Raw genomic sequence first — 23,930 nt, 5'->3', positions numbered from 1 at the left:
GCGGCGGAGCGAAAAACGCTTCCGCGTTCAGCCGACCTCCGCCCGGACAAGTCGGAGCGCGCGTTCGGGGCACGCCACGACGCACAGGCCGCAGGCCCGGCAGGCGTCGGCCTTGGGGGTGAAGACCGTTTTTCGCCCGTGCGCCCAAGACTTCATCCGCGCGAGCAGCGGCATAGCGTCGAAGGTTTCGTCGGGAAGACGGCCGAGCTCGAACACGGCATATGGACAGACCTCGATGCAATCGCCCTTGCCTTCGCAGCGGCGCGGGTCGACCTCGGGGCGATAGGCGCCGGGTTCCGCCTTGCATGCCTCGCCCGGCCGGTCGGGGTGGGCGGCGGCCCGTCTCACTTTCATCGGATTGGTGCTCACCGGGCTTTCTCCTGAGGATCGACGGCGCGTTCCCGACGATGTGTCGAGGCGGTGGGTTTCATCGCCGCCGGCCCCCGCAGCGCGGGGGCGTCGACGCGCCGACGCCCTCAGTGATATGCGTTTGCCTTGCATCGTTGCAGCCTATATATTTCGATACAATCCATCTGGTAATTGGATGCATGCTCGACGGCGTCTCTCTAGATCAGCTTCGCACTTTCATCGCCGCGGCCGATGAGGGCAGCTTCTCGGCGGCCGGACGGAGGCTCGGCCGTGCGCAGTCGGTGGTCAGCCAGACGCTCGCCAATCTCGAAGGCCAGCTCGGCGTGCGGCTGTTCGAGCGCAAAGGCCGCTACCCGCAGCTGACCGCCGAGGGAAAGGCGTTGTTGTCGGAAGCCCGCTCCGTCGCCGCGAGCATGGATTTGTTCAAAGCCAGAGCGCGAGGGTTCGCCGGCGGGCTCGAGCCCGAGCTGAGCGTCATCGTCAATGTGCTGTTCCCGACCGAAACGCTGACCCGCGCCGTCGTCGACTTCCAAGCCGAGTTTCCTGACACGCCATTGCGGATCGCAGTGGAGGGATTGGGGGCCGTCATCGATTCCGTTCTCGGCCGCCATTGCTCCTTCGGAATTCGCGGTCCCTTGGCGATCGGCCATCCCGAGCTCGCCAGCGAGGCGCTGCTCGACATCCGCTATGTGATGGTCGCATCGTCTCGCCACCCATTGGCGGCGCACCGCGGCGCGATCCCGACAAAGGAGCTCTCACGGCATGTGCAGCTCGTCTTGAGCGATCGCTCTCGGATGACGGAAGGGCGGGATTTCCGTGTATTCTCCCAAAAGACGTGGCGTCTTTCCGACCTCGGCGTGAAGCATGCGTTCTTGCGTGCGGGGCTCGGCTGGGGCGGCATGCCGTTCGACTTCGTCGCGGCGGATTTGGCGAGCGGCGCGCTGGTCCGGCTGGATTTGGCCGAAATGATCGTCGGCTCCGAGATGGCCATGTCGGCGGTCTACCGCAAGGATTCCCCGCCCGGCCCGGCCGGCCGTTGGCTCATCGAGCGTCTGCAGCGGATCGGCGAGACGCGCGGGGATTGAAGGTCTGTCGACGGCGGATTTCGAGAGGGGCGCGGCGCGCGCGCCATATGATTCCGCGAGAGAGGATGCTGCTCGAAGGCGGCATAATTCGCGTAGACGACAGAGGTCGTCTACGCGAGAATGCCGGGATTATAACCCTGGATAAAAGAGCCCATGCGCCGCGCCGCGCGCACCTTCGTCCTCATCCTCCTTGCGCCGCTCGTCCCCGCTGCGCTCTATCTCATTGTCGCCGCGATCACGAGCCGCATTCCTGCCAATGACGACTGGCGTGAGCCGGATGGCGGCGTAACCATCTATGTGCAGACCAATGGCGTGCACACCGGCGTCGTCGTCCCGGCGAACGCCGCCGGCGTCGATTGGAGCAATCGCATCCATCCGGGCGATGCGCCTGGATGGTCGACCACGCCGCGCTGGCTCGCTTTCGGCTGGGGTGATCGGGACTTCTATCTCAACACGCCGACCTGGGCGGAGTTTTCGCTTCTGCGCGGACTGAAGGCCGTGACAGGGCAGGGGTCGACGCTGGTGCATGTGGACCTCCTCGAGGACGTCCGACCGCGCGAGACGGTCCGTCCGCTGCGGATAACGCCCGAGCAATATCACCGGCTCGCCGCCTTCATCGACGCCACATTCGCCGATCGGCGCGAGGTCATTCGCGGCTACGGCCCGAGCGACGTCTTTTACGGCGCGCGCGGCCATTACAGCGCGTTTCGGACCTGCAACGTCTGGACGAGCGAGGCGCTGCGCGCCGCCGGGATTCGAACGGCTCAATGGAGCCCGTTCGACGATGGCGTCATGCGCTGGGCTTCACGATAGAGAAGGGGCCGGCGCGACGGGCCTCTGGTGAATTCTCTTCGTAAAGGTCTCTTTCCCGATTTCGTCGAGCTCGGCGCCGCAATGAAGCCGAAGTGGCTGCGTATTGAGCGATGCGCCGGCATTCCGTTCGACCGGTGCCCGACTAAAAAAACTGCGGCCGGCGGACCACAGCGCGCGGCGCTATCGCCGGCGAGCACAAGCGCAGGGAGATCGTCTTGCACAAAATCAAATTTCGGATGAGCGGCGACGATCTCAAACCCCGCCGCACCCGAATGGAAATTCCCGGCTGGGCGGGCCAGCCGGAAAAGCGCACGGATGGCTCGCATGAGCACGCCTGGCACTGCGTGCCTTTTTCCGAATACGCCAAATATGGCGTCGAAATTTTCTACCCCTACAAAAACGAGCTGCGCGTTTCGATGCAGAACGGAAGGCTGATTTTCGACGGCGACTTCGGCTCGCCGCCCGATCCAGACCGCAGTTGGCCGCCCTTCCGTGATTTTGGCGGCAGCTATTACACCTATCAGCTTTTGCTCGATCTTCAGCCCGAGCCCGGTTACGCGATCAAAGTCGAGACGCATCCGAGCTTCTATACGGACAGCACCGCCACGGCGCCGATCGCCGTGCCGGCGATCATCCGCGAATGGTGGCCGATGATCTATTTTCTCGTGTTCAAATCACCGGCGGAAGGGCAGACTCATGTCTTCCGGGCGGACATGCCGATAGCCCAATTCACGATGATCCCGGCGGAAAGCGACGTCGAACTGGAGCCCATGAGCTACGACGAAGCCGCTGAACGCGAATTGCAATCGCGGCGCATCCACGCAAGTCGCGCAACGCTCGGCGCCGACTCGCAATGGCTGTCGACCACCGACACGGTTTTCGACGGAACCTATCGCCACATTCATGGCGCGGCGCGTTCGGTCGCGCCGAAGAAATAAAAGGCTCCCGTTGCGTGAACGGCGCGACCGACACTTTTTACCACCAGCCGCCATTCCAATGGTGATGATGGTGATGGTGATGATGGTAGCGCGGCGGTCCGTAGTAGTATCCCCCGCCGCCCCAACCCCAGCCATGATGGTGGTGGTGGTGATGATGGTGATGGTGGTGACGCCAGCGGCGATAATAGGGGTAGCCGTAACCGTAACCGCCGTCGCCGTAATAATATTGGGCTGTCTGGATCTGCGGCTCGGGCTGCGAAGTCTCTCGCGCCACGGCCTCTTTCAAGAGCGCTCCCGCATTGGGAATTGGTTGCAGAAGCTCCGCATAGGAGCGGGGCGACATAACTTCGTCGAGTGTCTTCGCCTCGGCCGCCGGCGTCGCCGCAGCGAGCGGCAAGGCCGAAATCACACCGAAAAGTCCGACGGTCTTCTTGTCCATGGGCATTCCTTTCCGCCGGCGCGCGACTCACACTATTCGGCAACGGAATCGATGCGGAATCATTGTGGCGCGGCAACGACCAAGGCAAACATCGCCCTCCGCGCATGAACTGCGCGTGAATGACTGCAAGCGGATCAGATGGCTGCGCGACGATGGCTGCGTCACAACGAATGACCCAAAAATGCGATCCTTAATAATTCGTCAATTGGACACCATCTATATGGTTTCAAAGGAGGGTCGCGTGGTCCCTTCCGTATGATGGAAAAGGCCGATCTATGAAATTGACTCAAGCGATTGTCGTCGGGTTGATCGTAACGATGGCCCCGACTCTGGCGCGCGCCCAAGAGGAAGATGAGGACCGCCGAAGAGACTATATGCATCGCCTTCACGAGGATTGCGAGCATGGCGATGAAGAAGCTTGCGCCCGTCTCGACGAGATGCGGGAGGAATGGCGCGAGCGACAGCGCCGGCGCGAATATGAAGAATGGCGCCGAAGCCAAGAAAGGCCGCGGGATTATGACGAAGACCAAAATAGGCGTCGCTTCGTCCCGCAGGCGGATCCCAAAGTCGCATTGTGCCTGGCGATCGAAACGAATTACAATAATTGCATGAGGCAGCACGGCGGACGCCAGAACGAGTGCGCCGCCTGGGTCTACGAGCTGAAAACGAACAAATGCTTCTGAGGGCAATCATGCCGGCAGAGTGATGATCTGCCTGAAATCCGTGAGGGCTGCGAGTCCCAAAACGAATTTGCCCGCCATAGGCGTCGACGAAATCCGACGAGATCGAGAGCCCGAGCCCGGCGCCCTCGGTCTTTTGGTCGGGTCGAACGCCCCGCCGCCCGAGCTCGATGAACTTTTCGGAGGGAACTCCTGAGCCGATCTCTCTTCTCGGCAATGGCGGGAGCGCTTGTCTCCCGCTCCCCGATCGTGAGCGAAAGGTCAGTAAACGCCGGGGATCAGCCTCGCGGTGCGACCCGCATACTCCTTGTATGATGGGAATGTTTCTTCGAGCACACGTTCTTCGAAATTCATGCGCGGCCATTGAATGGCGATCGATAGCAGCGTCAAGCACAGCGCCCACGGCTGCTGATATCGAAACATGATGCCGATCAGAGCCAATAATTCTCCCGCGTAGAGCGGATGACGCACGAGCTTATACGGTCCTTCCGTCACCAGCGCGCGAGCTTGCGGAAGAATGCTGAAGCTGCGACCGAGCCAAATCGTCGCCGCGATGGAGACGAGCGTTCCGAGGAGGGCCATGCCGACCGAAATGGCCTCCGTCGAAGGCGACAAGTCGACTTTTGGGACGGCGACTATGAAGCTCGGCAAGAGAAAGCCAGCGGCGCCCGCCAGTTTCGGCAGAACGCCTTTTGCGGTCCGCAGAGACGGAGGCCGCAGCAAGATCACGCATATTATTAGACAGAGAAGCACGATATTGGCCGCGAGCGAGAAATTCACGAGCAGTCCTTCGGACGGGCCCATCATCTGGGACGAGCCATAAATGCCGAGAGAGAACCATGCGACGACAGGGCTCGTGAAAACGAGATCGAGCAGCTTCGCTTTAATGTATGATCGCGTCATTCGGCCCCGCCAATCCGCTCGATATAATTTCGCCGCCCGGAAATGCTCGACCGCGTCGGCTTAGCCGATCGATCTCCGCTTGTCGACGTGACCTTATCCGGCGAGCGAGTTCGGGCGTCTCCAGAGAGCGGCTTCGGCGCACGCTCCTTCGGCGTCTCGTTTCATCGATTGGTAAGCACTATCGTCTATCCTGTGATTTGTGCTTGACAACCACAGCTTCGGGACCGATATCGCCCTCGGATGGAGGGGCCTCGCCCCCGCCGTCGACTCCGACAACCCAAGAAAGAAACATGGGCAGTAGCCGCTTCGGCGCCGCGCCCGCAGCCTCGTCTGCGCTCGCGACGCCACTCGACATCGAAACCACCCGCGGTCTCGGAGACCGCGTGAGAGGCGTCACGAGGGCCTAGAGGCTCCTGCCTGCCGCTCATGCTCCGGGCCGTGGATCACAATGGCCGATAGGAGATGAGCGATGAACAAGCTCACCGCAATCGCATTCGCGCGCCCGTTCGCTCAGAGCGCGCCTTCGCTCCATGCCGAGACCCAGATCGTCGCGCTGCGCCGTCGCGCGCGGCAAGCGCCGCATTGCATCTGGACGCTCGACGGCGCCTCAGGGCGCCTTCTGTCAGTGTGGACCGACGAGACGGAGGCCGACGCTCGCCTCACCCAAGACAATGACGAGCCGCCCCCTTCGCGCCTCGCCGCCTGAACGGAGAGTGCGAATGAACCCCGGCCCAACCAGGCCCGCCGGCGAGCGTGAGCTCGACCCGGCGGGCGCTTTGAAATCCATTCCGATCCGAATTTGCCCGGGCGCGAGAGCGCGAGCGGTCCAGAGGGCGTGAGCTTTCGGGAAGGCTCGCCCTCCGCTGGAGAAAAGGCGAGCCATGACCCTGCATTTCAACCCGACCGAAACCACAGAGAGCGCCGTTCTCGACGAGGCCCATATCGGCCATATTCACGGCGCGCTGGGCACGATTCATCACGCAGATCACGGCCCGCGCATCGGCTTCAAGCACCGTCTCCAGACGCTTCTCGCCATTCTCGGTCCCGGCCTCATCGTCATGGTCGGCGACAATGACGCGGGCGCCTTCGGAACCTATGCTCAGGCGGGCCAGAACTATGGCACGAGCCTGCTGTGGACATTGCTGCTGCTCGTTCCCGTGCTCTACGTCAATCAGGAGATGGTGCTGCGCCTCGGCGCCGTCACGGGCGTCGGACACGCGAGGCTCATCGTCGAGCGCTTCGGCAAATTCTGGGGCGCTTTCAGCGTCATCGATCTCTTCCTGCTCAACGCGCTGACCATCGTCACCGAATTCATCGGCATATCACTCGCGCTCTCCTATCTCGGCGTCTCGCGGGAGCTCGGCGTGGCGCTGTCGGCCGTCGTCATCATGGCGGCGGTCGGCACGGGCGACTTCCGTCGCTTCGAGCGCTTCGCTCTGGCGCTCTGCGCGGGCAGCCTCGTTCTCATTCCGATCTTCGTGATGATCCATCCGCCGATGGCGGAGGTCGCGCGCGACATGTTCCTGGTGCAGCTGCCGAAGGACGGCAAGCTCAGCGAAGTGATGCTGCTGATCATAGCGATCGTCGGCACGACCATCGCGCCCTGGCAGCTCTTTTTCCAGCAGAGCTATGTGATCGACAAGCGCATCACGCCGCGCTTCATTCGCTATGAGCGCGTCGATCTCTGGCTCGGCATAGCGCTCGTCGTCATCGGCGCGGCGGCGATGATGGCCTTCACGGCGGCGGCCTTCGCCGGACGTCCAGAGGCCGGAAACTTCACCGACGCCGGCGCCGTGGCGGAAGGCTTGGGCCGATATGCCGGGCGCCTGCCGGGCATATTATTCGCGCTGGCGCTGATCGACGCCAGCGTCATCGGCGCCGCGGCGGTGTCGCTTTCCACGGCCTATGCGCTCGGCGACGTGCTGTCGCTGAAACATTCGCTGCATCGCAAGCCGTCCGACGCCAAAGGCTTCTACGGGGTTTATTTCGCGCTCATCGTCGTTTCGGCAGGCCTCGTGCTGACGCCGGGCGCGCCGCTCGGCCTGCTGACCAACGCCGTGCAGACGCTCGCCGGCGTCCTGCTGCCGAGCGCGACCGTGTTTCTGCTGCTTCTCTGCAATGACGAGGCGGTCCTCGGCCCCTGGGTCAATGGCTGGGGCATGAATCTCTTCACCGGCGCGATCGTCGCGATTCTCGTGATGCTATCGATCATTTTGACCGCTTCCGTCTTGTTTCCAGAGCAGACGAACGAGACCGTAATTCTGTGGATCCTCGGCGGCGGCTCGATTGCGACCGCGGCCATCGCTGTCGCGACGGGCAGTCTCCATACGAAGCGGCGCATCGCGCGGGGCGCGATCGGCCGTCACGCCCGCGACAGCTGGCGCATGCCGCCGCTGCACGCGCTGCCGCCGGCCAAGCTTTCGACGGCGAGCCGCATATGGATGAGCGTGCTACGCTGCTATCTTCTGCTCGCCGGAGGCCTCGTTCTCGCGCGCATCGTCGCGCTTGCGGTCGCACACTGAATGTCTGCACCAAACATGAAAACGAAAGCCATATCCTATGCGCTGCTGTCGGCGGCTCTGTTCGGCGTTTCGACACCGGCCGCCAAGCTGCTTCTCGCGGACATAGATCAGCGTATCCTCGCCGGCCTGCTCTATTGCGGCGCCGGCGTCGGCGTCGCTTTGCTGCGCCGTCTCCCGCTTCGGCTCGGCCTCGCCATCCGCGCGGAAGAGGCGACGCTTACTGGATCGGATTGGCCGTGGATGGGAGCGGCGACGCTGGCCGGTGGCGTCGCCGGCCCTCTGCTGCTGATGTTCGGCCTCGCGCATGCGGAGGCTGCGACGGCCTCATTGCTGCTCACGCTCGAGGGCGTCTTCACCGCCGCCATCGCATGGTTCGTGTTTCGCGAGCCTTTCGATCGTGGCATCGCCCTAGGCATGGCCCTCATCGTCGCTGGATCGCTCTGCCTCGCCTGGTCGGGAGCGCCGAGCCTTTCCGGCGCGCTCGGCCCTCTCGCTATCGCGGCGGCCTGTCTCGCTTGGGCCGTCGACAATAACCTCACACGCAGAGTCTCGCTCTCCGACCCGCTACAAATCGTCGAGATCAAGGGAATGGTCGCCGGCGCGGTCAATCTCGGGATCGGACTATTCGCCGGCGCTCATCTGCCCTCCGTTTCGCTGATCGGAGCCGCGAGCGTCGTCGGCTTCCTCGGCTATGGCCTCAGCCTGGCGCTGTTCGTGCTGGCCCTTCGCCATCTCGGCGCCGCGCGCACGGGCGCCTATTTCTCCACTGCGCCCTTCCTCGGCGCGGCCGTCTCCGTCGTGGCGCTGCGCGAGCCTTTGACTCTGCAGCTCGTCGCCGGAGCGGGGCTGATGGGCGCGGGCGTCTGGCTGCATCTGACCGAAAGCCATGAGCACGAGCATTCGCACGAGGCTGTCGAACATTCGCATTCGCATGTTCATGACGAGCATCATCGCCACGGAGACCACTCCGATCATGAGAATGGCCAGCCGCACACTCATTGGCATGCGCACGAGCCGCTCCTGCATGCGCATCCTCATACGCCCGACACGCATCACAGACACGATCACTGATCGAAGACCGAACGTCTCCGCGCGCCTTCCCGCGCCGAGGGCGTCGAGAGCGGAACGAGGATGAGTCCGACGGCGAAAAGACGGATCTGGCTCCGAGCGCTGATCCTGCTCGCCATCGCGACTCTTGCGACGGGGCTTTGTGCCGCCTTTTTCGGCCGCCCGGATCTGGCCGGGTGGATTTGGGCCGCAGGGACCATTCCGGTCGCTGCGAGCCTCGCCGTCGCAATCGCGCGTGATCTCCTCGCCGGGCGAGCCGGCGTCGACGTGATCGCGCTTCTCTCCATGTCGGCGGCGCTGGCGCTCGGCGAAGCGCTGGCGGCGGCGATCGTCGCGGTGATGTACGCCGGCGGCAGCGTCATCGAAGATATGGCGGTCGGTCGCGCCGAACGCGACCTGAAAGCGCTGATCGATCGCGCGCCGCGCATCGCTCATCGACGGATCGACGACAGGATCGAGGATATTCCGATCGACGATGTCGCGGTCGGCGATCTTCTGCTGGTTCGGGCCGGCGAGGTCGTGCCGACGGATGGCCGGATCGTCGGGGCAAATGCGCTGCTCGACGAGTCGGCGGTGACCGGGGAGCCCCTTCCTGTCGCAAGACGCAGCGGAGAGGCCGCCTCGAGCGGAACCGTGAACGCCGGCGAGACATTCGAGATGGAGGCGACCGCCGCATCGGGCGACAGCACATACGCCGGCATCGTCGAGCTCGCGACCGCCGCACAGACAGCGAAAGCTCCATTCATCAGAATGGCGGATCGCTATGCGCTGCTGTTCTTGCCCGTGGCCCTGCTGGCGGCGGGAGCCGCCTGGGCGCTTTCGCAGGACGCTATTCGCGGCTTGGCGGTGCTGGTCGCCGCCACGCCCTGCCCGTTGATTCTTGCGGCGCCGGCGGCCTTCGTCGCAGGCGCCTCGCGCGCCGCGCGACGCGGCGTGCTGATCAAAGGCGGCGGACCGCTCGAGGCGCTCGCTCGGGTGCATACGGTGATGTTCGACAAGACCGGCACGCTCACCGTCGGCGGCGCACGCCTCGTCGCGATAGAAGCGGGGCCGGACCTCGACGCGAACGAAGCCCTGCGGCTCGCCGCATCGCTCGAGCAAGCGTCCCATCATGTCGTCGCCGCCGCCATCGTCGCCGCGGCGTCGGAGAGGGGCCTTTCTCTGCACATTCCCACCGAGGTCCGCGAGACGTTCGGAACCGGGATCGAGGGAAAGGTCGATGGCGGCGACATTCGCGTCGGCGCGCTGCAATTCGTGCAGGGCGATGAAGTCCTCGAGGATTGGGCCGCGCGCGCCGCCCGCCGCGCCTCCTGGCGCTCCGCGCTCACCGTCTTCGTCTCGTCGAACGGACGCCTCATCGCCGTCCTCCTTCTCGCCGACGAGCTTCGGCGCGAGACGCCGCGCGCGATCCAGACGCTCCGCGACGTGGGTGTCGGTCGCATCGTCATGGTCACGGGCGATCGCGCCGACGCGGCCGAAACGATCGGCGCAGCGCTCGATCTCGACGCCGTCCTCGCCGACCGAATCCCCTCTGACAAGGTCGACGCCGTCGCCATCGAGCGACGCCTGCATCCGACGCTGATGGTCGGGGACGGAATCAATGACGCCCCGGCTCTTGCCGCCGCGGATGTCGGCGTCGCCATGGGCGCGCGCGGCGCGAGCGCATCCTCCGAGGCGGCGGATGTCGTCATTTTCGTCGATCGGCTGGACCGCGTCTCGGAGGCGGTGGCGATCGCGCGCCGAACCCGCCGCATCGCCCTGCAGAGCATCATTGCCGGAATGGCTCTGTCTTTCGCGACGATGGGAGCGGCGGCCTTCGGCTGGATCGGCCCGGTGGGCGGCGCGCTGATACAAGAGGCGATCGACATCGCCGTCATCCTCAACGCTCTGCGGGCGCTCGGCGGCGGCTCGACCCTGTTTCGGCGCCCTCTGCCGGAGACAGCGACGCGGGCGTTGCGCGAAGATCATGAGAAAGTCGAGCAGAGCCTCGATCGCCTACGGCAGATCGCCGATGCATTGGACGCGGCCTCTCCGCGACGCGCCGCAGAATACATAGACGAAGCCGATCGTCTGGTCGCTGACGTCATATTGGAGCACGAGCGCGACGACGAGAGCGACATCTATCCGCGCATCTCGCATTATCTGCCGAGCGGGCAAGGGCTCGGCGCCATGAGCCGGGCGCATCGAGAGATTCGCCATCAGGCGAGACTGCTGGCGCGCCTCGCCGAGGGACAGCGCCCGCACGAGCCCGACAGATATCTGATCCGCGACGCGCAGAGGATCATCGAAGCGATCGAGACGCTCGTTCGAGTTCATATTGCTCAGGAGGAGGACGTCTATGAGCAGGCCGCGTCGGAACTCGGCGGAAGCGGATCGCTCCGCGAGACGCAGACGCGCAAATCGGAAGCGGCATCCGCTTTCGATCGTGCGATAGGCCCGATAGCCGGCGCGCATCGGGTTCGACGAGCAGCTGTCGCGACGCTGGCGGCTCTGGCGCTCCTCCTGGGAGGCGGATGGCTCTATTTTCGATCGACACGCGATGCGCCGCGAAGCGGCGTGACGGCTACAGGCGTCATCGAGGCGGCGAGCGCCACGCCGATCTCCACGCGCCTATCTGGGACGATCCGCGCTGTCTATTGTGACGTCGGGACAAAGGTGACGGCAGGCCGGATTTGCGCCGAGATCGATCCGCAACCTTATCGCGCCGCCGTCGAGCAAGCAAAGGCCGATCTCGCTCTCGCCGACGTCCGCCTCGAAACAGCCAGAGCGGTCCTCGCCCGGATGGAAAAGCGGATCGAGCGCCAACGAGCCGAGGCGGATCATGGAGCCTTGTCGAAAAAGACGCTCGCTCGATCCGAGGTCGCTCTTTCGCGCGCGCGAGCGCAAGCGGATCGGGAAGAAGCCTCGCGTGCTCTGCGCCGAGCTCGGCTGAGCGAAGCCGAGGAGCGTTTGGCGCAGACCGCCGTCGCTGTGACAGTCGACGGGACGGTGATCGCGCGCGAGGCGAAACCGGGCGACACGATCAAAGCGCGAGATACGCCAGCGCGACTGTTCACGATCGCGACCGATCTCAGCGTCGTCGAGATCGTCGTCACGATACATTCGAGCGCGCTGCGGCAACCGAGGATCGGCAGTCTGGTCGCTTTCGGCGTCGCTTCTCTACCCGGACGCGCATTTTCGGGAGTCGTCGAACATGTTTCGCGTTCGACCCCGGATGCCGACCACGCTTCGACGTATCGTGTCGTCATAGAAGCGTACAATCACGATCTGCTGCTGCAACCGGGCATGGACGCGACGCTTATGTTCGCTGGGCAGGAAGTCAGGTGATCGGTGCGCAGTGGCCTTCGATTGCGCATCGGGGTTCTAGGACTGGCTCGCGCCCGATGTATTCGCTCGCTGCTGTTCGGCCGCATCACCTCTCGGCTCACAATTCAGCCGCCGCCGGCCACTTCGTCATTCGCCGCCTAGAGCGCATCCATGGACGCGGCGGCGTCGAACGAACTCATGCTCACATATCGAATCGCGCGCCTGCCGTCGCCGCTGAAGATTCATCTTGCTCGACCAGCAGCTTCAAAAGGAAGTGAGACAAAAAAGATCGAGCCTCTTCCTTCTCGGCTTTTCACTTTAATGACGCCACCGTGCAATTCGACAACGACCTTTGCAAGGTAGAGGCCGACTCCCGTGCCCGTGATGCCGGAAGCATTGCTCGCCCGATAATATCTCGAAAATATATGATCGACATCTCGGCGCGGAATCCCAATTCCGCTATCGGAGACGAAGACCTGCAAGGCAGTCCGCCTGCTGCGGACGACAACTCGGACCGCGCCCCCCGGGGAAGAATATTTGATCGCATTCCCGATTAAATTGCTGAATACCTGACTGATGAGATTCCTGTCCCCATAGAATGGCAATTTTTCAGCGCTGTATTTTTCGATCACTGAGGCGTTGGATGAAATTTCGCGGTGCAGATCGCAAACTTCCTTCAGCACCACGGACATGTCGAGATTGGTCGGATGGAAGTAGAGACGGGGACTCTCGACCACACGGCTGGTTTGCAACAATCCTTCGATCATAATGCTCATCCGCCTCACGGCGGCGCGGATCTTGTTGGCTCGCTCTATAATCACCTCGTTCCGAGGCGCCGGACGAGCATTCAACAAGCGCTGCGCATGCCCATCGATGATCGTCATTGGCGTGCGAAACTCATGCGACGCCATAGAGATGAAATTACGCTGATTTTCGCCAAGGCGCCGTTCATGCTCCAATTTCTCTTCGAGCATCGAGGCTTCGGTCGCGAGGGCCTGCTGACTGACTTGAAGCTGGATCGCATTTTCACGAAAGACCACGACAGAGCGCGCCATTTCTCCCAGTTCATCAGGCCGTTCAGTGTTATAGATCTGAATGTCCGTTTCATTCCTCGACAGACGCCGCATGCTGGCGGCGAGTTCTAATAGAGGGTCGGTTATCTGCCGAGTTACGTAAAGCATGATCCCGAGGGCCATAGATGCGCCTAGAATGGCGGCGGCGATAATCAACGCGCGAGCTTCTCGAATGGCGTGGTCGTACCGTTCGCTGGCCAAGCGAGCTTGCGTATTGGTTCGGTCGGATAGCCTTCCCAGCGCCTCGCTCGTCGAAGCGAATGCGACTCTGGAAGCCGACATGAAGAGAGATCCAGCCGCCGCCTTGTCTCCCTTCGTCATGATCTCGAGCGTGTGTTTCGCTTCAGCGCGATATGAATCCCAACTCTTTTCGAAGATCCGATAATCCGCTGATTCGATCTCATCGTGCAGGATGCTTTCATATCCTTGCTGCGCTTTTGAAATCGCCTCGTCGAGCGACTCCATCTCTCGCTCTATGGCGATGGCGTCGACATCTTTCGCTGCAATGAGAAAGGCGCCCTCCGCCGCGCGGAAATCCGATGTGAAATTGTCGAGGTCCCCGATATATCGCGTGCTCTTCAACCATCGCTCGCGAATATCTGACGATTCACGATTGACGTCTTCGAGGCGGCCCAATCCGAAGATGCCGATGCCCGCGATCGTAGCGAACAAGAGCCACAAGGATGCGACCATGCGGAACTTTATCGATTGCGTCAGCTTCATCGCGTTCTAAGGCTCGATCAGTCCGATTAGCGCAGCTTTGACCGCCGCCTCGATGCGGGTCGCGACGCCGAGCTTGTTTCGTGCGTTGTCGAGATGATAATCGACAGTTCGCTTCGTGATGCTCACGATCGACGCGATCTCATCGGACGTCTTGCCGCGCGCCGCCCAAAGCAAAGTCTCGATCTCTCTTTCGTTGAGTTCGTGCTGCGACGTTTCTGATCCGCCAAATCGTGCGCCGCCTCTCAGTCTGGCGTCGATGATCGCATGCAGCAGATCGAAGTCGATCGGTTTGGTGACGTAATCATCAGCGCCGAGTCTTCTTCCCTTGAGTTCGGTCTCGCGATCGCTCAAGGCCGTCAGGAACACGAAAGGAGTTCGCGCGACATGGGGGGCGGATCGCAAAAAATTTTCTAGAACTTCGAATCCCGACATCGATGGCATGCTGATGTCCGAAAGAACGAGATCCGGTCGAAGCCCCGGTAGAAGCGACAATGCCTGTTGGCCGCTGTTCGCGAGAACGACTTTGAAGCCACGCTCCTCGAGCTCTTCAGCGATCAAAGATGAGGTTTCGAAATCGTCGTCGATGCAGAGGATCGTCGCCGAGCGGTCGGTCGTAGACATCTGATTGGCTTCCGAGCTCTCGCTTTATCTCAGAAGCCTATTATAGACCGAGACATCGCGCCGTTCCACCAAAGTTCGACAATGGGCGCGCGCACAACAATTTGTAAATAGGGCGCGAACATGGCCGCTGTGCAGCCGGTCTCAATCTGGCCTTCCAGAAAGCCGCCGGCGCTCGATCGAGATTCCTCCCGGCGATCTCGTTTTCTTGGAAGGCGCCGCCTGATCCAGCCTGACCGGCGCTTTGGCTTTCGCCCATTTCGCCGGCGAACGAGTTACACGACATCGAAGCGCGCTCCTTGTAAACAGTATCGGCGCCGCCTCAGTAATTAATCGATCGTCGGCATCAGGCCGGCGTTCACCGGCGTGCTCAATTTCTTGATCTGCTCATTGGTCGGGCCGTCTGGTCCATTCGGCGGGAGGTCCCGAAGATTTTCGTCTTTCCAACCGCCGCCGAGCGCCATGAATAGCCCGGCTGTGTCCGAAAGACGGCTCCCCTCCGCGACGACGCGCGCCACCGATGCGACCAGATAAGTGTTCTCGGCATTCAATACAGAGAGCACATTGACCGCCCCGAGACGCAGCTCGGCTCGCACGATGTCGAGACTCTTCTTCGCCGTCGCTTCGCCATAGGCGGCGGCTCTCACTGCTTTGGCGTCCGCCTCGAGCGCGCGTAACGCATCTACGACGTTCTGGAACGCAGCAATGACGGTCGACCGATATTGAGCATCCGCCTGGAGAACGCTCGCCTCTGCAGCCTTCTGCTTGTTGAGAAGCGAAAAGCCGTCGAAAATCGTATGCGTGACGGCTGCCGACGCCGTATAGAGTTCCGTGCCGGGCGTGAAGAGTTGCGCGAGTCGATAGGCGCTGTATCCGCCATTCGCGCTCAGCGTGACATTCGGAAGCCGCGCGGCGATGGCGACGCCGACTTGTGCGGTCGCCTCGTGCACATTGGCTTCGGCCGCCCGAATGTCGGGCCGCTGCCGGACGAGTTGCGCCGGCAGGCTGAGCGGCAGCTCGCGCGGCGCCGAGAGAGAACCGAGATGAAAAGTCTCGGCGATCTCGTCCGGCGCATAGCGGCCGGCGAGCGCCGTCAGCAGATCGCGCTGCTGCGACAATTGCTTTTCGAGCGGCGGCAATAGCTGCAGGGCCTGCGCCAGAGCCGCTTCTTGGGTGAGAACGTCCGCCTGCGCCGTGTAGCCGGCCTCGAACTGCTTGCGGAGCAGCCCCAGCATCTCTCTATCTATCGCGATCGATCGGCGGACTGCCTCGATTTGTCCCCTTAAAGTGGCCTCCTGCATCGCCGCTGCGACCACATTGCCGGTCAAGGCCAAATAGGCGGCCTCCAGCTGGTAGCGCTGCTGATCCGTCTGCGCCTCCGCCGCCTCGACGCTTCTGAGATTCTGCCCCCAGATGTCGAGCGTATAAGCGACGGTGAGCTGCTTCAACAGCAAGCCATAGGGTGAATTCGGAGGACCGATGTTGGTCGTCGGCGAATTCAAGGCCTGGTTGAAGAGGCTCTGATTGATCGTTTCGAGCGATCGATTATTGGATTGGAGATTGAGACTGTCCGTGGAGTTGAAAATGGCGGTGGGGAGAAAGGCGCCTTTTTGCGCCTCGGCGTTGTGATAGGCGACCCTTATCGCGGCTTCTGCCGACTGCAAGGTCGGATTGCTCTCGATCAAGGCTTCGATCAGCCGATCGAGGCCCCGGTTATGGAAAACCTGCCACCAGCGCTTCGGAATTTCAGAGCCTGGGATATATCTCGGCGCGCCGGCGACACCCGGAGTCTTGTTCGAAGCGAATTTTTCCATCGACGGCGGGGAAGGCGACACGAAGTCTGGTCCGACCGCGCAACCCGCCAGCACGGGAAATATCGGCAAGAGCGTGAATATCGGGCGCCCCCAGCGAGTTTTCGAAGTGGACGAGCCGAAGATTTTCATCTCTATCCGAGTTTCCGCCCACGATCATTCTCTAATCGAGCGGCTTCGCTCGGCCCTGTCGCTCCGTGAGACCGGTAAGACAGGAACACGGCCACCGCGAGACTTCACAGCCTAGGTAGTTCTCCTCCCGCCCGGGGTCTACTGTCATAAATCACAGTAGACCGATCGACCGTCGATCCCCATAGAAAAGCTGGGGATGATCGGGATCGCCACATGCGCATCCGATCACGAGAGTCCGTTTCATAAGGGCCTCATATGCGTCTGGGCAAAAGAACAATCGAGGCGAGCGCCCTCGCAGCCGCGATCCTCGTCGCTCTCGCCCTCTCGATCTGGGCGCTCCGAAAGCAAGACGACGGAGATCCGCGCCCCAAGGTAAAAGAACCGGCGGAAACGGAGATCGGGCTCAACGATAAGCAAGCCGGCGCGCTCGAGATCGGGAAAGTGGAAGAGCGCGTTTTCGTCGAAGAACGACGAGCCGTCGGGAGCATCGACTTTAACCAGAATCGACTTGTTCAGGTCTTCACACCCTATCAGGGACGGATCATCGACGCCTATTTAAACATCGGAGACCGCGTCGAGAAGGATCAGATCCTCTTCACCATCGACAGCCCAGACCTGTTGCAGGCGGAGTCCAATCTGATCGCCGCGTCCGCCGTGCTCACGCTCCAGACGCGCTCGCTCAACCGCGTCAAGTCGCTTGTCAAGATCGGCGGGGTTTCGCAGCAAGCGGTCGACCAGACGACCTCCGACCAGCAGACGGCGGAGGGGACTCTGAAGTCAGCGCGGGACGCGGTTCGTATCTTTGGCAAGACCGATGAAGAGATCGACAAGATCGTCGCAGAGCGGCGCGCCGATCCGCGTCTCATCGTGAAGAACCCGATCGCCGGCTATGTCACCGCTCGAGCCGCCGCCCCTGGCCTCTTCGTCCAGCCCGGCGTCGCTCCGGCGCCCTATGCCGTTGCAGATACCTCGACCATGTGGATGCTGGCGAATGTCGTGGAGGCCGACGCCCCGCTTTTGCAGGTCGGACAGGATGTCCGTGTCCGCGTGGCCGCCTATCCCGATCGAGAATTCCTGGGAGCCATTACCGTGCTCGGGCCCTCTGTCGATCCGACCACCCGGCGCATCTTCGTGCGCTCGGAGATCAAGGACCCGGAGCATCTGCTTCGCGCCGGAATGTTCGCCGATTTCGTCATTCGCGTCGGCGCGCCGTTTCGCGCTCCGGCCGTTCCAGAGAGCGCGGTCGTTCGAGAAAGTGATGGAGCCATGACCGCTTGGACCACGCTGGATCGTCGACATTTCAAGCAGAAGACAATCAAGATCGGCCTGCGGCAGCAGGGCTTCGACCAGATAGAGGAAGGCCTTTCCGTCGGCGATCTCATCGTCTCGAAGGGCGCGGTTTTTCTCGACAACCTCGCCGCGATCAGCGCGGCTGAATAGCGCGCTCGCGTTCGAACCGAGGTCGAATCTGTGCTGAAATCCATTCTCGAATTCGGGCTGACGCGGCGCGCGGTCATCGTTCTCGCGGTCGGCGTGTTTATCATCGCCGGAGTGACAGCCTTCACGCGGCTCAATATAGAGGCTTACCCCAATCCTGCGCCCGTCATTCTGGAAATCACCGCCCAGGCGCCAGGGCTCTCCGCCGAGGAGATGGAAAAATATTATACGATTCCGATGGAGATCGCGCTCTACCCGACCCCGCGCGTGACGAACATCCGCTCGACCTCCTTCTACGGCCTGAGCTTCGTGCGAGTCACTTTCGAATATGGGACTGATTTTCATTTCGCCTATGCGCAGGCGGCGATCGCCCTGCAGCAAGGCGCATCACTGCCGAACAATGTCTCTCCCATCATTCAGCAGTCGAGTCTCGTCGGCGAAATCTTTCGCTATCAGATCGTCGGGCCGTCGCATTTCAGCCTGACCGATCTTCGAACCGTTCAAGACTGGATCGCCACGCGGCGGCTGCTCACCATACCCGGCGTCGTCCAAATCAATTCCTGGGGCGGGACGACGAAACAGTTCAGCGTCGAGATCGATCTCGGCAAGCTCGAGGCCTACAATGTCACCATTCCGCAGGTCATCGCAGCTCTCGGCAACGCCAATGTCAATGTCGGCGGACGTGAGATCGAACTCGGCCAGCAGTCCGTGAATATTCGCGGCGTCGGTCTCATCGATGATGGCGGCAATGACGATCTGACGAAAGGCTACCGGACGGAGGACATCGAGAATGTCGTTCTCACGCAATCGAACGGCGTGCCGGTTCAGATCAAGAATGTCGCGAAAGTCACTGTCGGGCATGTTCCGCGTCTCGGCATACTCGGACGCGACCACGAGGACGATGTCGCGGCGGCGATCGTCGTTATGGGCCGCACACAGCATACCAACGAGATTTTGCCGAAGGTCGAGGCCGAGGTCGAAAAGATCAATACGGACGGATCTCTTCCGCCCGGCGTGAAGCTCGTTCCTTTCTACGATCGCGGCTCGCTCGTCGCCGTCACCACGCATACCGTGCTTCATAATCTCGTGTTCGGCTGCCTGCTCGTCTTCTTCATCCAGTGGATTTTTCTCGGCGATCTGCGCAGCGCGATAATCGTCGGCGTCAATATTCCCTTCGCTTTGTTCTTCGCGATAATCCTGCTCGTGGCGCAGGGGGAGGACGCCAATCTCCTGTCGCTCGGCGCGGTCGATTTCGGAATCATCGTCGATTCCGCCGTCATCCTCGTCGAGAACATCTTCCGTAACTTTCAAGCGGATCGACCGGCGCGAAATCGTCTCCTGCAACATCTCACGGAAGGCTTTTGGGGCCCCGATCCCACCGCGCCGACCGGCAGCCACGGCAGCGTGCGGCGCTGGACCAATCGGCTACGGCTCATCTTCGTCAGCGCGCTACAGGTCGACAAGGCGGTGTTTTTCACGGCGGCGATCACCGTCACGGCCTTTCTGCCCTTGTTCACCATGACCGGCGTCGAAGGTCAGATCTTCGGACCGATGGCGCGGACATACGCCTACGCGCTGGCGGGCGCGCTGCTCGCGACCTTCACCGTGACTCCCGTACTCGCGTCGATCGTCCTTCCCGCACGCGTCGCCGAGACGGAGACGGCGATCGTTCGGCGATTGCGCGCCGCCTATACGCCCATGCTGCGCTGGGCGCTCGGCAATGTACGACTCGCGATCGGCGCGGGTCTTTTGTTCCTCGCGATCGGTGCGCTTCTTGTGACGCGCCTCGGCAGCGAATTCCTCCCCGCTCTCGAAGAAGGCAATTACTGGATTCGCGCCTCGCTTCCATCCACCATGTCGCTCGACGCGGGCGTCGAATCGACCCGCAAGATGCGCGAGATTCTCCTACGACATCCCGAGATCATCACCGTCGTGACGCAACATGGGCGTCCCGACAATGGCAGCGACGCCTCGGCATTCTCGGACGTGCAGATTTTCGCGCCGTTGAAACCGTTCGACGAATGGCCGCGCGGTTTCACGAAGGACAAGCTCACGGCCGAGCTCCAGAAGGAGTTCGAAGAAGAGCTGCCGGGCGTCGTCTTCGGCTTTTCGCAGTATATTCAGGACAATGTCGACGAAGCTCTGTCAGGCGTGAAGGGCGCCAATTCGGTGAAAGTCGTCGGCGCGGATCTCACGACCCTCGAAAAGCTGGCCGACCAGGTGCGCGAGCAGATCCGAACCGTCGCAGGCGTCGAGGATCTCGAGCTTCTCCACACGCTCGGGCAGCCCAATCTCAATATCAAAGTCGACCGTCAACGCGCCGCGCGCTACGGACTCAACTCTGGCGACGTCAATACGATCGTCCAGGCTGCGATGGGCGGAACGAACGCGACTACCGTGCTCGAGGGCGATCGACAGTTTGCGGTTGTTGTGCGCCTCGCGCCGCAATATCGGACGACGCTCGCTGCGATCGGAGACATCAAGGTCGGCTATACGCCTCCGGGCAACACGATCAACGCCTATATTCCTTTGCGCGAGCTCGCGACCATCTCGCTCGAAACGGGAGCATCCTTCATCTATCGCGAACGCAGCCGCCGCTATGTGCCGCTGAAATTCAACATCCGTGGCCGCGATCTCGCCTCGACCGTCGCGGAGGCGCAGGCGAAGGTCACGAAAGCGGTCACGCTTCCGCCAGGCTATCAAATTCTCTGGGCCGGTGAATTCGGAAATCTGCAACAGGCCAAGACGCGCCTCGCCGTCGTCGTGCCTCTGTCCTTCCTGCTCATCTTCTCGCTGCTCTACAGCCTGTTCAATTCGCTGCGGGACAGCCTGCTGGCGCTCGCGGGCATTCCCTTCGCTATCGTCGGTGGCGTGATCGCCCTCTATATCTCCGGCGAGAACTTCAGCGTCTCGGCGGCGATCGGATTCATTTCCCTGTTCGGAGTCGCCGTGATGGACGGGATATTGAACATCACCTATTTCCGCGAGCTCACGATCCAGGGCATGGAATTCAGCGAGGCGATATTCCATGGCGCGGAACAACGCATGAGGCCGCTGCTGATGACAGCATTGTCCGCGGGCGTCGGGCTCGTTCCCGCGGCCGTTTCTAACGGCATCGGCTCACAAGTGCAGCGACCATTGGCGACGGTCGTCGTCGGCGGCATGCTGCTCGGCCCGATCATGCTGCTCGTCGTCGCGCCGGCGCTTCGTCAAAAGTTCTTGCGAACCTATCGTCCGGCGAAAGAGCCTCGACATGCTGAAGAAACGCGTCTCGATGCATAGAAGTCGAAATTCGGCAGCTGTCTCCGTGATGATTGCCTGCCTCTTTACCGGCGGGTCTCTGGCTGACGACGGACCTCCCGCTGCAAGCTCCGATATCCACGCGCGTAGAAAGCAAAAAGAGCCCACAAACGCGAGGCGAGGTCGCGAGAAATCGGCGCTGGGCGAGCGCCCTTGCCCGCGCGCCCTTTGGAAGAACGATCCCGTCTGCTTCGATGCGCCGGATGAGCACACGCTTCCGACGCCCTCTTCCACCGGACCGACGGTAGCGCGCAAATATTCGAATCATGCGGCGCCGGTCGCCGAGGATGTCGAAGTCGGCGTCAAATGGGGCGCGAGCAACAATCCGTCGCAACATGGCTACGGCAGCATTCCCATGATCAATTCGGCGAGACGCGGCGTTTACGGGAACGAGGACAATTGGGGCGGCGGTGGCCCCGATAAGCACGTCGGGGCGGGAGTGAATTTGAAATTTTGACGAGAAAGGCGGCTTTATATTCGATCGGTCGCCACGAAGAGGCTCGTGACGGACGCACATGTTCAATCTGACATCGTTGCAATGCTTCCGACGAATCTTTTCTCCTCGACGATTTCCGACTTGAGAACATCATTGATTCGTCGTTTGAGAAGCGCGCGCTCGTCGTTGAGCTTGTAGATCGATCGAGCGAGTTCGATGAACTCCGCGTCGAATTCCTGTCTCCGCTCTTTTTCACGGATCGCGTCCTCGATCTTCCACAATGCGCTATTGACCGTTTTCAGGTCGTCCTTGAAATTCGAAATTTCGTCGTATCCCCCATGCATATCTACGACTTCTAGCAACAGGCGAAGTTCCTTCAGCACGTTGGCGCGGGCCGCGGGCTCAAATATCTCGTTGCTCTTGATTTCGAGAATCGTAATTTTGTCGATGAGCTCGCCCCACGAAATTGGCGCTCTCGGCGTCGTGAGTTCGCGCCTCTTTGTTCGCTGACGCTCTTCGTCCATCAGCTCACGCAATGCGCTTGCAATATCAGAGAAGACGCTACTCCAGTCGTCCCGTGTCCGTTGGCGAAAGAGACGCATCGTCGGATACCAGGGACTGACTGTTCGGTCCAACATCCAGCGCCAGTCGGGAACGTGTTTGATCGCCAGCCACACTGGCCGCGCCAATGCGCCTGCGAGATGCGCGATCGATGTGTCGCAGCTGATGACAAGGTCCAAGCTTTCCATGACCGCCATCGTATCCACAAACGCATCGTCGCCTGTGTCATAGTCTTCACCGAGCGTCTCGACACTCATTCCTTCGGGCAATTCGCGTAGCTGTTGGACGCCCTCGTTCTTTTGCAATGAAATGAGCCGTACGTTCGGCAACCGTGATATTGGCAGAAACTCCGAGATCGCAAATGATCGGCCGATGTCGATCTTCCCCGCCTTGCTTCCCTGCCAAGCGATCCCGATCTTAAAGCCTTGGTCTCCAAGTCTCGCTTTCCATTTCCATAAGCGGTCCGGCTCCGCGCGCAGATAAGGAGTCTCCCCAGGCGGAAGCTCTAGACGGCTTTCAAAGGCGCGTGGAAGGCTCAACAAAGCGCATTGATAGTCGAAGGCCTCGCCTTCAGGAAAGCTCAGCAAGATCCTGGCGCCGGGGATAGAGTGGCTCATCAAACGCAGCAGGCTGCAGCGCACAACGAAGGTTACCTCCGCTCCAGACGCAGCGAGATGCAGGAGGTATCTACAAAATTGAATTACATCTCCTAGGCCCTGCTCATCGTACACGACGATTCGCTTGCCAGCGAGATCCTCGCCACGCCATATCGGACACGAAATCGACAGGCTTCTCCGTGGCGCTCCTTTGCGATTCCATCGGCTTTCATACCCAGACCATCCTGCGACAAAGTCGCCTCGGAGCAGCGCGAGCAATCCGCGATTGTAGAGGGCGTCGGCATTGTTGGGCCGAATCGACAGCGCCTTGTCGTAGGAAGCCGACGCTTCGTCGATGCGTCTGAGCTCTAGGAGCGCGTTACCGCGATTATAATGAGCCTCCGTGAAGTCGGGCTTGATCGACAGCGCATGGTCGTAGGACGCCAACGCTTCGGCGAACCGGTGCAGCTCTTGGAGCGCGCGGCCGCGATTGATGAGGGCGACAGCATTGCCTGGATTTATAGACAACGCTTTGTCATAGGCCGCCAATGCCTCGCCGAGCCGACCGAGCTCCTGGAGAGCGTTGCCGTAATTGATGATCGCGTCGATATGGTCGAATTTTATCGACAACGCTCTCTCGTAGGACATCACCGCGTCGTCGAGCCGCCCCAGTATTTGGAGTGTGTTGGCGCGATTGAAGTGCGCGTCGACGTAGTCGGGCGAAATGGCGATGGCCTTGTCGTAGGACGCCAACGCCTCGTCGAACCGCTTCAGCATCTGGAGCGCATTGCCATGGATGTAGAGCACATCGGGGTCGTCGGGCGTGATCGACAACGCCTTTTCAATCAGCTCCATGCCGCGTTCCAGACGATCTGTTTGGATCATGATGACGCCGAGCAGATGCAATGCTGTGACCTGCATCGGATCTTCGGCAAGAATCAAAAGGTATATTTTCTCTGCATGAGATAGAAGACCTCTTTGATGAAAGCCGAAGGCTCTGAACAGACGCTCCGAGATCTGAGTCGACGGCGTATTCTGTATGTAATCCGACATCTCGATGGCTCCAAAGCCCGACCCGCCTTGCTGACTGTGTAGCTCGAATCGCTGATTTACTGAACGA

General features: G+C 61.5%; 17 protein-coding genes and 1 pseudogene. 11 read left to right on the top strand and 7 right to left on the bottom strand.

Translation table 11 applies throughout. From position 1 onward, the window contains the following. Nucleotides 1-27 precede the first annotated feature (27 nt). On the bottom strand, nucleotides 28-369 hold the full coding sequence (locus ACT53T_RS19040) for a 4Fe-4S binding protein (protein ID WP_400770436.1): 342 nt from the start codon (nucleotides 367-369) through the stop codon (nucleotides 28-30). A gap of 179 nt (nucleotides 370-548) precedes the next feature. Between ACT53T_RS19040 and ACT53T_RS19035 the strand changes: the two genes are divergently transcribed. The 3 genes from ACT53T_RS19035 to ACT53T_RS19025 all read left to right on the top strand — a co-directional run bounded on the left by ACT53T_RS19035 (nucleotide 549) and on the right by ACT53T_RS19025 (nucleotide 3,205). Then, the gene (locus ACT53T_RS19035) at nucleotides 549-1,454 is read left to right on the top strand and encodes a LysR family transcriptional regulator (protein ID WP_476162436.1); all 906 of its coding nucleotides are present in this window, start codon (nucleotides 549-551) and stop codon (nucleotides 1,452-1,454) included. A gap of 153 nt (nucleotides 1,455-1,607) precedes the next feature. Continuing rightward, nucleotides 1,608-2,267 carry a TIGR02117 family protein gene (locus ACT53T_RS19030; protein WP_476162435.1) on the top strand — a complete coding sequence of 220 codons (660 nt, stop codon included), beginning with the start codon at nucleotides 1,608-1,610 and terminating at the stop codon, nucleotides 2,265-2,267. 215 nt (nucleotides 2,268-2,482) lie between these two features. Then, nucleotides 2,483-3,205 (top strand): hypothetical protein, encoded by a 723-nt coding sequence (locus tag ACT53T_RS19025; RefSeq protein ID WP_476162434.1) that lies wholly within the window; start codon nucleotides 2,483-2,485, stop codon nucleotides 3,203-3,205. Nucleotides 3,206-3,242: 37 nt separating this feature from the next. Here ACT53T_RS19025 and ACT53T_RS19020 read toward each other — a convergent pair whose 3' ends face one another. Both ACT53T_RS19020 and ACT53T_RS19015 read right to left on the bottom strand, forming a co-directional pair. Further along, nucleotides 3,243-3,650 (bottom strand): hypothetical protein, encoded by a 408-nt coding sequence (locus ACT53T_RS19020; protein WP_476162433.1) that lies wholly within the window; start codon nucleotides 3,648-3,650, stop codon nucleotides 3,243-3,245. Between the two features lie 935 nt (nucleotides 3,651-4,585). Continuing rightward, entirely contained in the window at nucleotides 4,586-5,227 is a 642-nt protein-coding gene (locus ACT53T_RS19015) for a methyltransferase family protein (RefSeq protein WP_476162432.1), read from the bottom strand. 469 nt (nucleotides 5,228-5,696) lie between these two features. Here ACT53T_RS19015 and ACT53T_RS19010 point away from each other — a divergent pair, with 469 nt between their 5' ends. From ACT53T_RS19010 to ACT53T_RS18990, 5 genes and pseudogenes are all read left to right on the top strand, one after another. Continuing rightward, the gene (locus ACT53T_RS19010) at nucleotides 5,697-5,933 is read left to right on the top strand and encodes a hypothetical protein (protein ID WP_476162431.1); all 237 of its coding nucleotides are present in this window, start codon (nucleotides 5,697-5,699) and stop codon (nucleotides 5,931-5,933) included. 175 nt (nucleotides 5,934-6,108) lie between these two features. Further along, the gene (locus ACT53T_RS19005; RefSeq protein ID WP_476162430.1) at nucleotides 6,109-7,749 is read left to right on the top strand and encodes an NRAMP family divalent metal transporter; all 1,641 of its coding nucleotides are present in this window, start codon (nucleotides 6,109-6,111) and stop codon (nucleotides 7,747-7,749) included. A 15-nt stretch (nucleotides 7,750-7,764) separates the two neighbouring features. Beyond that, nucleotides 7,765-8,820: a DMT family transporter gene (locus tag ACT53T_RS19000; protein ID WP_476162429.1), complete on the top strand. Its 1,056-nt coding sequence runs from the start codon at nucleotides 7,765-7,767 to the stop codon at nucleotides 8,818-8,820. Nucleotides 8,821-8,880: 60 nt separating this feature from the next. After that, a pseudogene (locus ACT53T_RS18995) lies at nucleotides 8,881-11,172 on the top strand (heavy metal translocating P-type ATPase); the annotation flags it as partial. 426 nt (nucleotides 11,173-11,598) lie between these two features. Next, nucleotides 11,599-12,144 (top strand): efflux RND transporter periplasmic adaptor subunit, encoded by a 546-nt coding sequence (locus tag ACT53T_RS18990; protein WP_476162453.1) that lies wholly within the window; start codon nucleotides 11,599-11,601, stop codon nucleotides 12,142-12,144. A gap of 221 nt (nucleotides 12,145-12,365) precedes the next feature. Here ACT53T_RS18990 and ACT53T_RS18985 read toward each other — a convergent pair whose 3' ends face one another. The 3 genes from ACT53T_RS18985 to ACT53T_RS18975 all read right to left on the bottom strand — a co-directional run bounded on the left by ACT53T_RS18985 (nucleotide 12,366) and on the right by ACT53T_RS18975 (nucleotide 16,480). Further along, nucleotides 12,366-13,919 carry a sensor histidine kinase gene (locus ACT53T_RS18985; protein ID WP_476162428.1) on the bottom strand — a complete coding sequence of 518 codons (1,554 nt, stop codon included), beginning with the start codon at nucleotides 13,917-13,919 and terminating at the stop codon, nucleotides 12,366-12,368. Between the two features lie 6 nt (nucleotides 13,920-13,925). Beyond that, nucleotides 13,926-14,540, bottom strand: coding sequence for a response regulator (locus ACT53T_RS18980; protein ID WP_476162427.1), 615 nt, complete (start codon nucleotides 14,538-14,540; stop codon nucleotides 13,926-13,928). Nucleotides 14,541-14,866: 326 nt separating this feature from the next. Continuing rightward, entirely contained in the window at nucleotides 14,867-16,480 is a 1,614-nt protein-coding gene (locus ACT53T_RS18975) for an efflux transporter outer membrane subunit (RefSeq protein WP_476162426.1), read from the bottom strand. A gap of 441 nt (nucleotides 16,481-16,921) precedes the next feature. Between ACT53T_RS18975 and ACT53T_RS18970 the strand changes: the two genes are divergently transcribed. From ACT53T_RS18970 to ACT53T_RS18960, 3 genes are read left to right on the top strand one after another with little or no spacing between them, the layout of a single operon-like run. After that, on the top strand, nucleotides 16,922-17,920 hold the full coding sequence (locus ACT53T_RS18970) for an efflux RND transporter periplasmic adaptor subunit (protein WP_476162425.1): 999 nt from the start codon (nucleotides 16,922-16,924) through the stop codon (nucleotides 17,918-17,920). 30 nt (nucleotides 17,921-17,950) lie between these two features. Further along, a complete protein-coding gene (locus ACT53T_RS18965; RefSeq protein ID WP_476162424.1) occupies nucleotides 17,951-21,199 on the top strand; it encodes an efflux RND transporter permease subunit in 3,249 nt (1,082 codons plus the stop codon). Continuing rightward, the gene (locus ACT53T_RS18960) at nucleotides 21,171-21,674 is read left to right on the top strand and encodes a hypothetical protein (RefSeq protein WP_476162423.1); all 504 of its coding nucleotides are present in this window, start codon (nucleotides 21,171-21,173) and stop codon (nucleotides 21,672-21,674) included. The genes ACT53T_RS18965 and ACT53T_RS18960 overlap by 29 nt, the downstream gene beginning before the upstream one ends. A 62-nt stretch (nucleotides 21,675-21,736) precedes the next feature. On the opposite strand, the gene ACT53T_RS18955 is transcribed toward ACT53T_RS18960, so the two are convergent. Further along, nucleotides 21,737-23,863 carry a DUF6165 family protein gene (locus ACT53T_RS18955; RefSeq protein ID WP_476162422.1) on the bottom strand — a complete coding sequence of 709 codons (2,127 nt, stop codon included), beginning with the start codon at nucleotides 23,861-23,863 and terminating at the stop codon, nucleotides 21,737-21,739. Nucleotides 23,864-23,930 lie beyond the last annotated feature (67 nt).

Source organism: Methylosinus sp. DMC45, from assembly GCF_056313885.1.
Note: the sequence above shows the minus strand (reverse complement) of the source record. Positions and strands in the feature narration are given on the sequence as shown.

Excerpts from the sequence above, each read along its gene's own strand:
- ACT53T_RS19015 (WP_476162432.1), bottom strand. The coding sequence starts at position 5,227 with ATGACGCGATCATACATTAAAGCGAAGCTGCTCGATCTCGTTTTCACG.
- ACT53T_RS18985 (WP_476162428.1), bottom strand. The coding sequence starts at position 13,919 with ATGAAGCTGACGCAATCGATAAAGTTCCGCATGGTCGCATCCTTGTGG.
- ACT53T_RS18975 (WP_476162426.1), bottom strand. The coding sequence starts at position 16,480 with ATGAAAATCTTCGGCTCGTCCACTTCGAAAACTCGCTGGGGGCGCCCG.
- ACT53T_RS19005 (WP_476162430.1), top strand. The coding sequence starts at position 6,109 with ATGACCCTGCATTTCAACCCGACCGAAACCACAGAGAGCGCCGTTCTC.
- ACT53T_RS19030 (WP_476162435.1), top strand. The coding sequence starts at position 1,608 with ATGCGCCGCGCCGCGCGCACCTTCGTCCTCATCCTCCTTGCGCCGCTC.
- ACT53T_RS19010 (WP_476162431.1), top strand. The coding sequence starts at position 5,697 with ATGAACAAGCTCACCGCAATCGCATTCGCGCGCCCGTTCGCTCAGAGC.
- ACT53T_RS18955 (WP_476162422.1), bottom strand. The coding sequence starts at position 23,863 with ATGTCGGATTACATACAGAATACGCCGTCGACTCAGATCTCGGAGCGT.
- ACT53T_RS18990 (WP_476162453.1), top strand. The coding sequence starts at position 11,599 with ATGGAAAAGCGGATCGAGCGCCAACGAGCCGAGGCGGATCATGGAGCC.
- ACT53T_RS19035 (WP_476162436.1), top strand. The coding sequence starts at position 549 with ATGCTCGACGGCGTCTCTCTAGATCAGCTTCGCACTTTCATCGCCGCG.
- ACT53T_RS19000 (WP_476162429.1), top strand. The coding sequence starts at position 7,765 with ATGAAAACGAAAGCCATATCCTATGCGCTGCTGTCGGCGGCTCTGTTC.
- ACT53T_RS18960 (WP_476162423.1), top strand. The coding sequence starts at position 21,171 with ATGCTGAAGAAACGCGTCTCGATGCATAGAAGTCGAAATTCGGCAGCT.
- ACT53T_RS18980 (WP_476162427.1), bottom strand. The coding sequence starts at position 14,540 with ATGTCTACGACCGACCGCTCGGCGACGATCCTCTGCATCGACGACGAT.
- ACT53T_RS19020 (WP_476162433.1), bottom strand. The coding sequence starts at position 3,650 with ATGCCCATGGACAAGAAGACCGTCGGACTTTTCGGTGTGATTTCGGCC.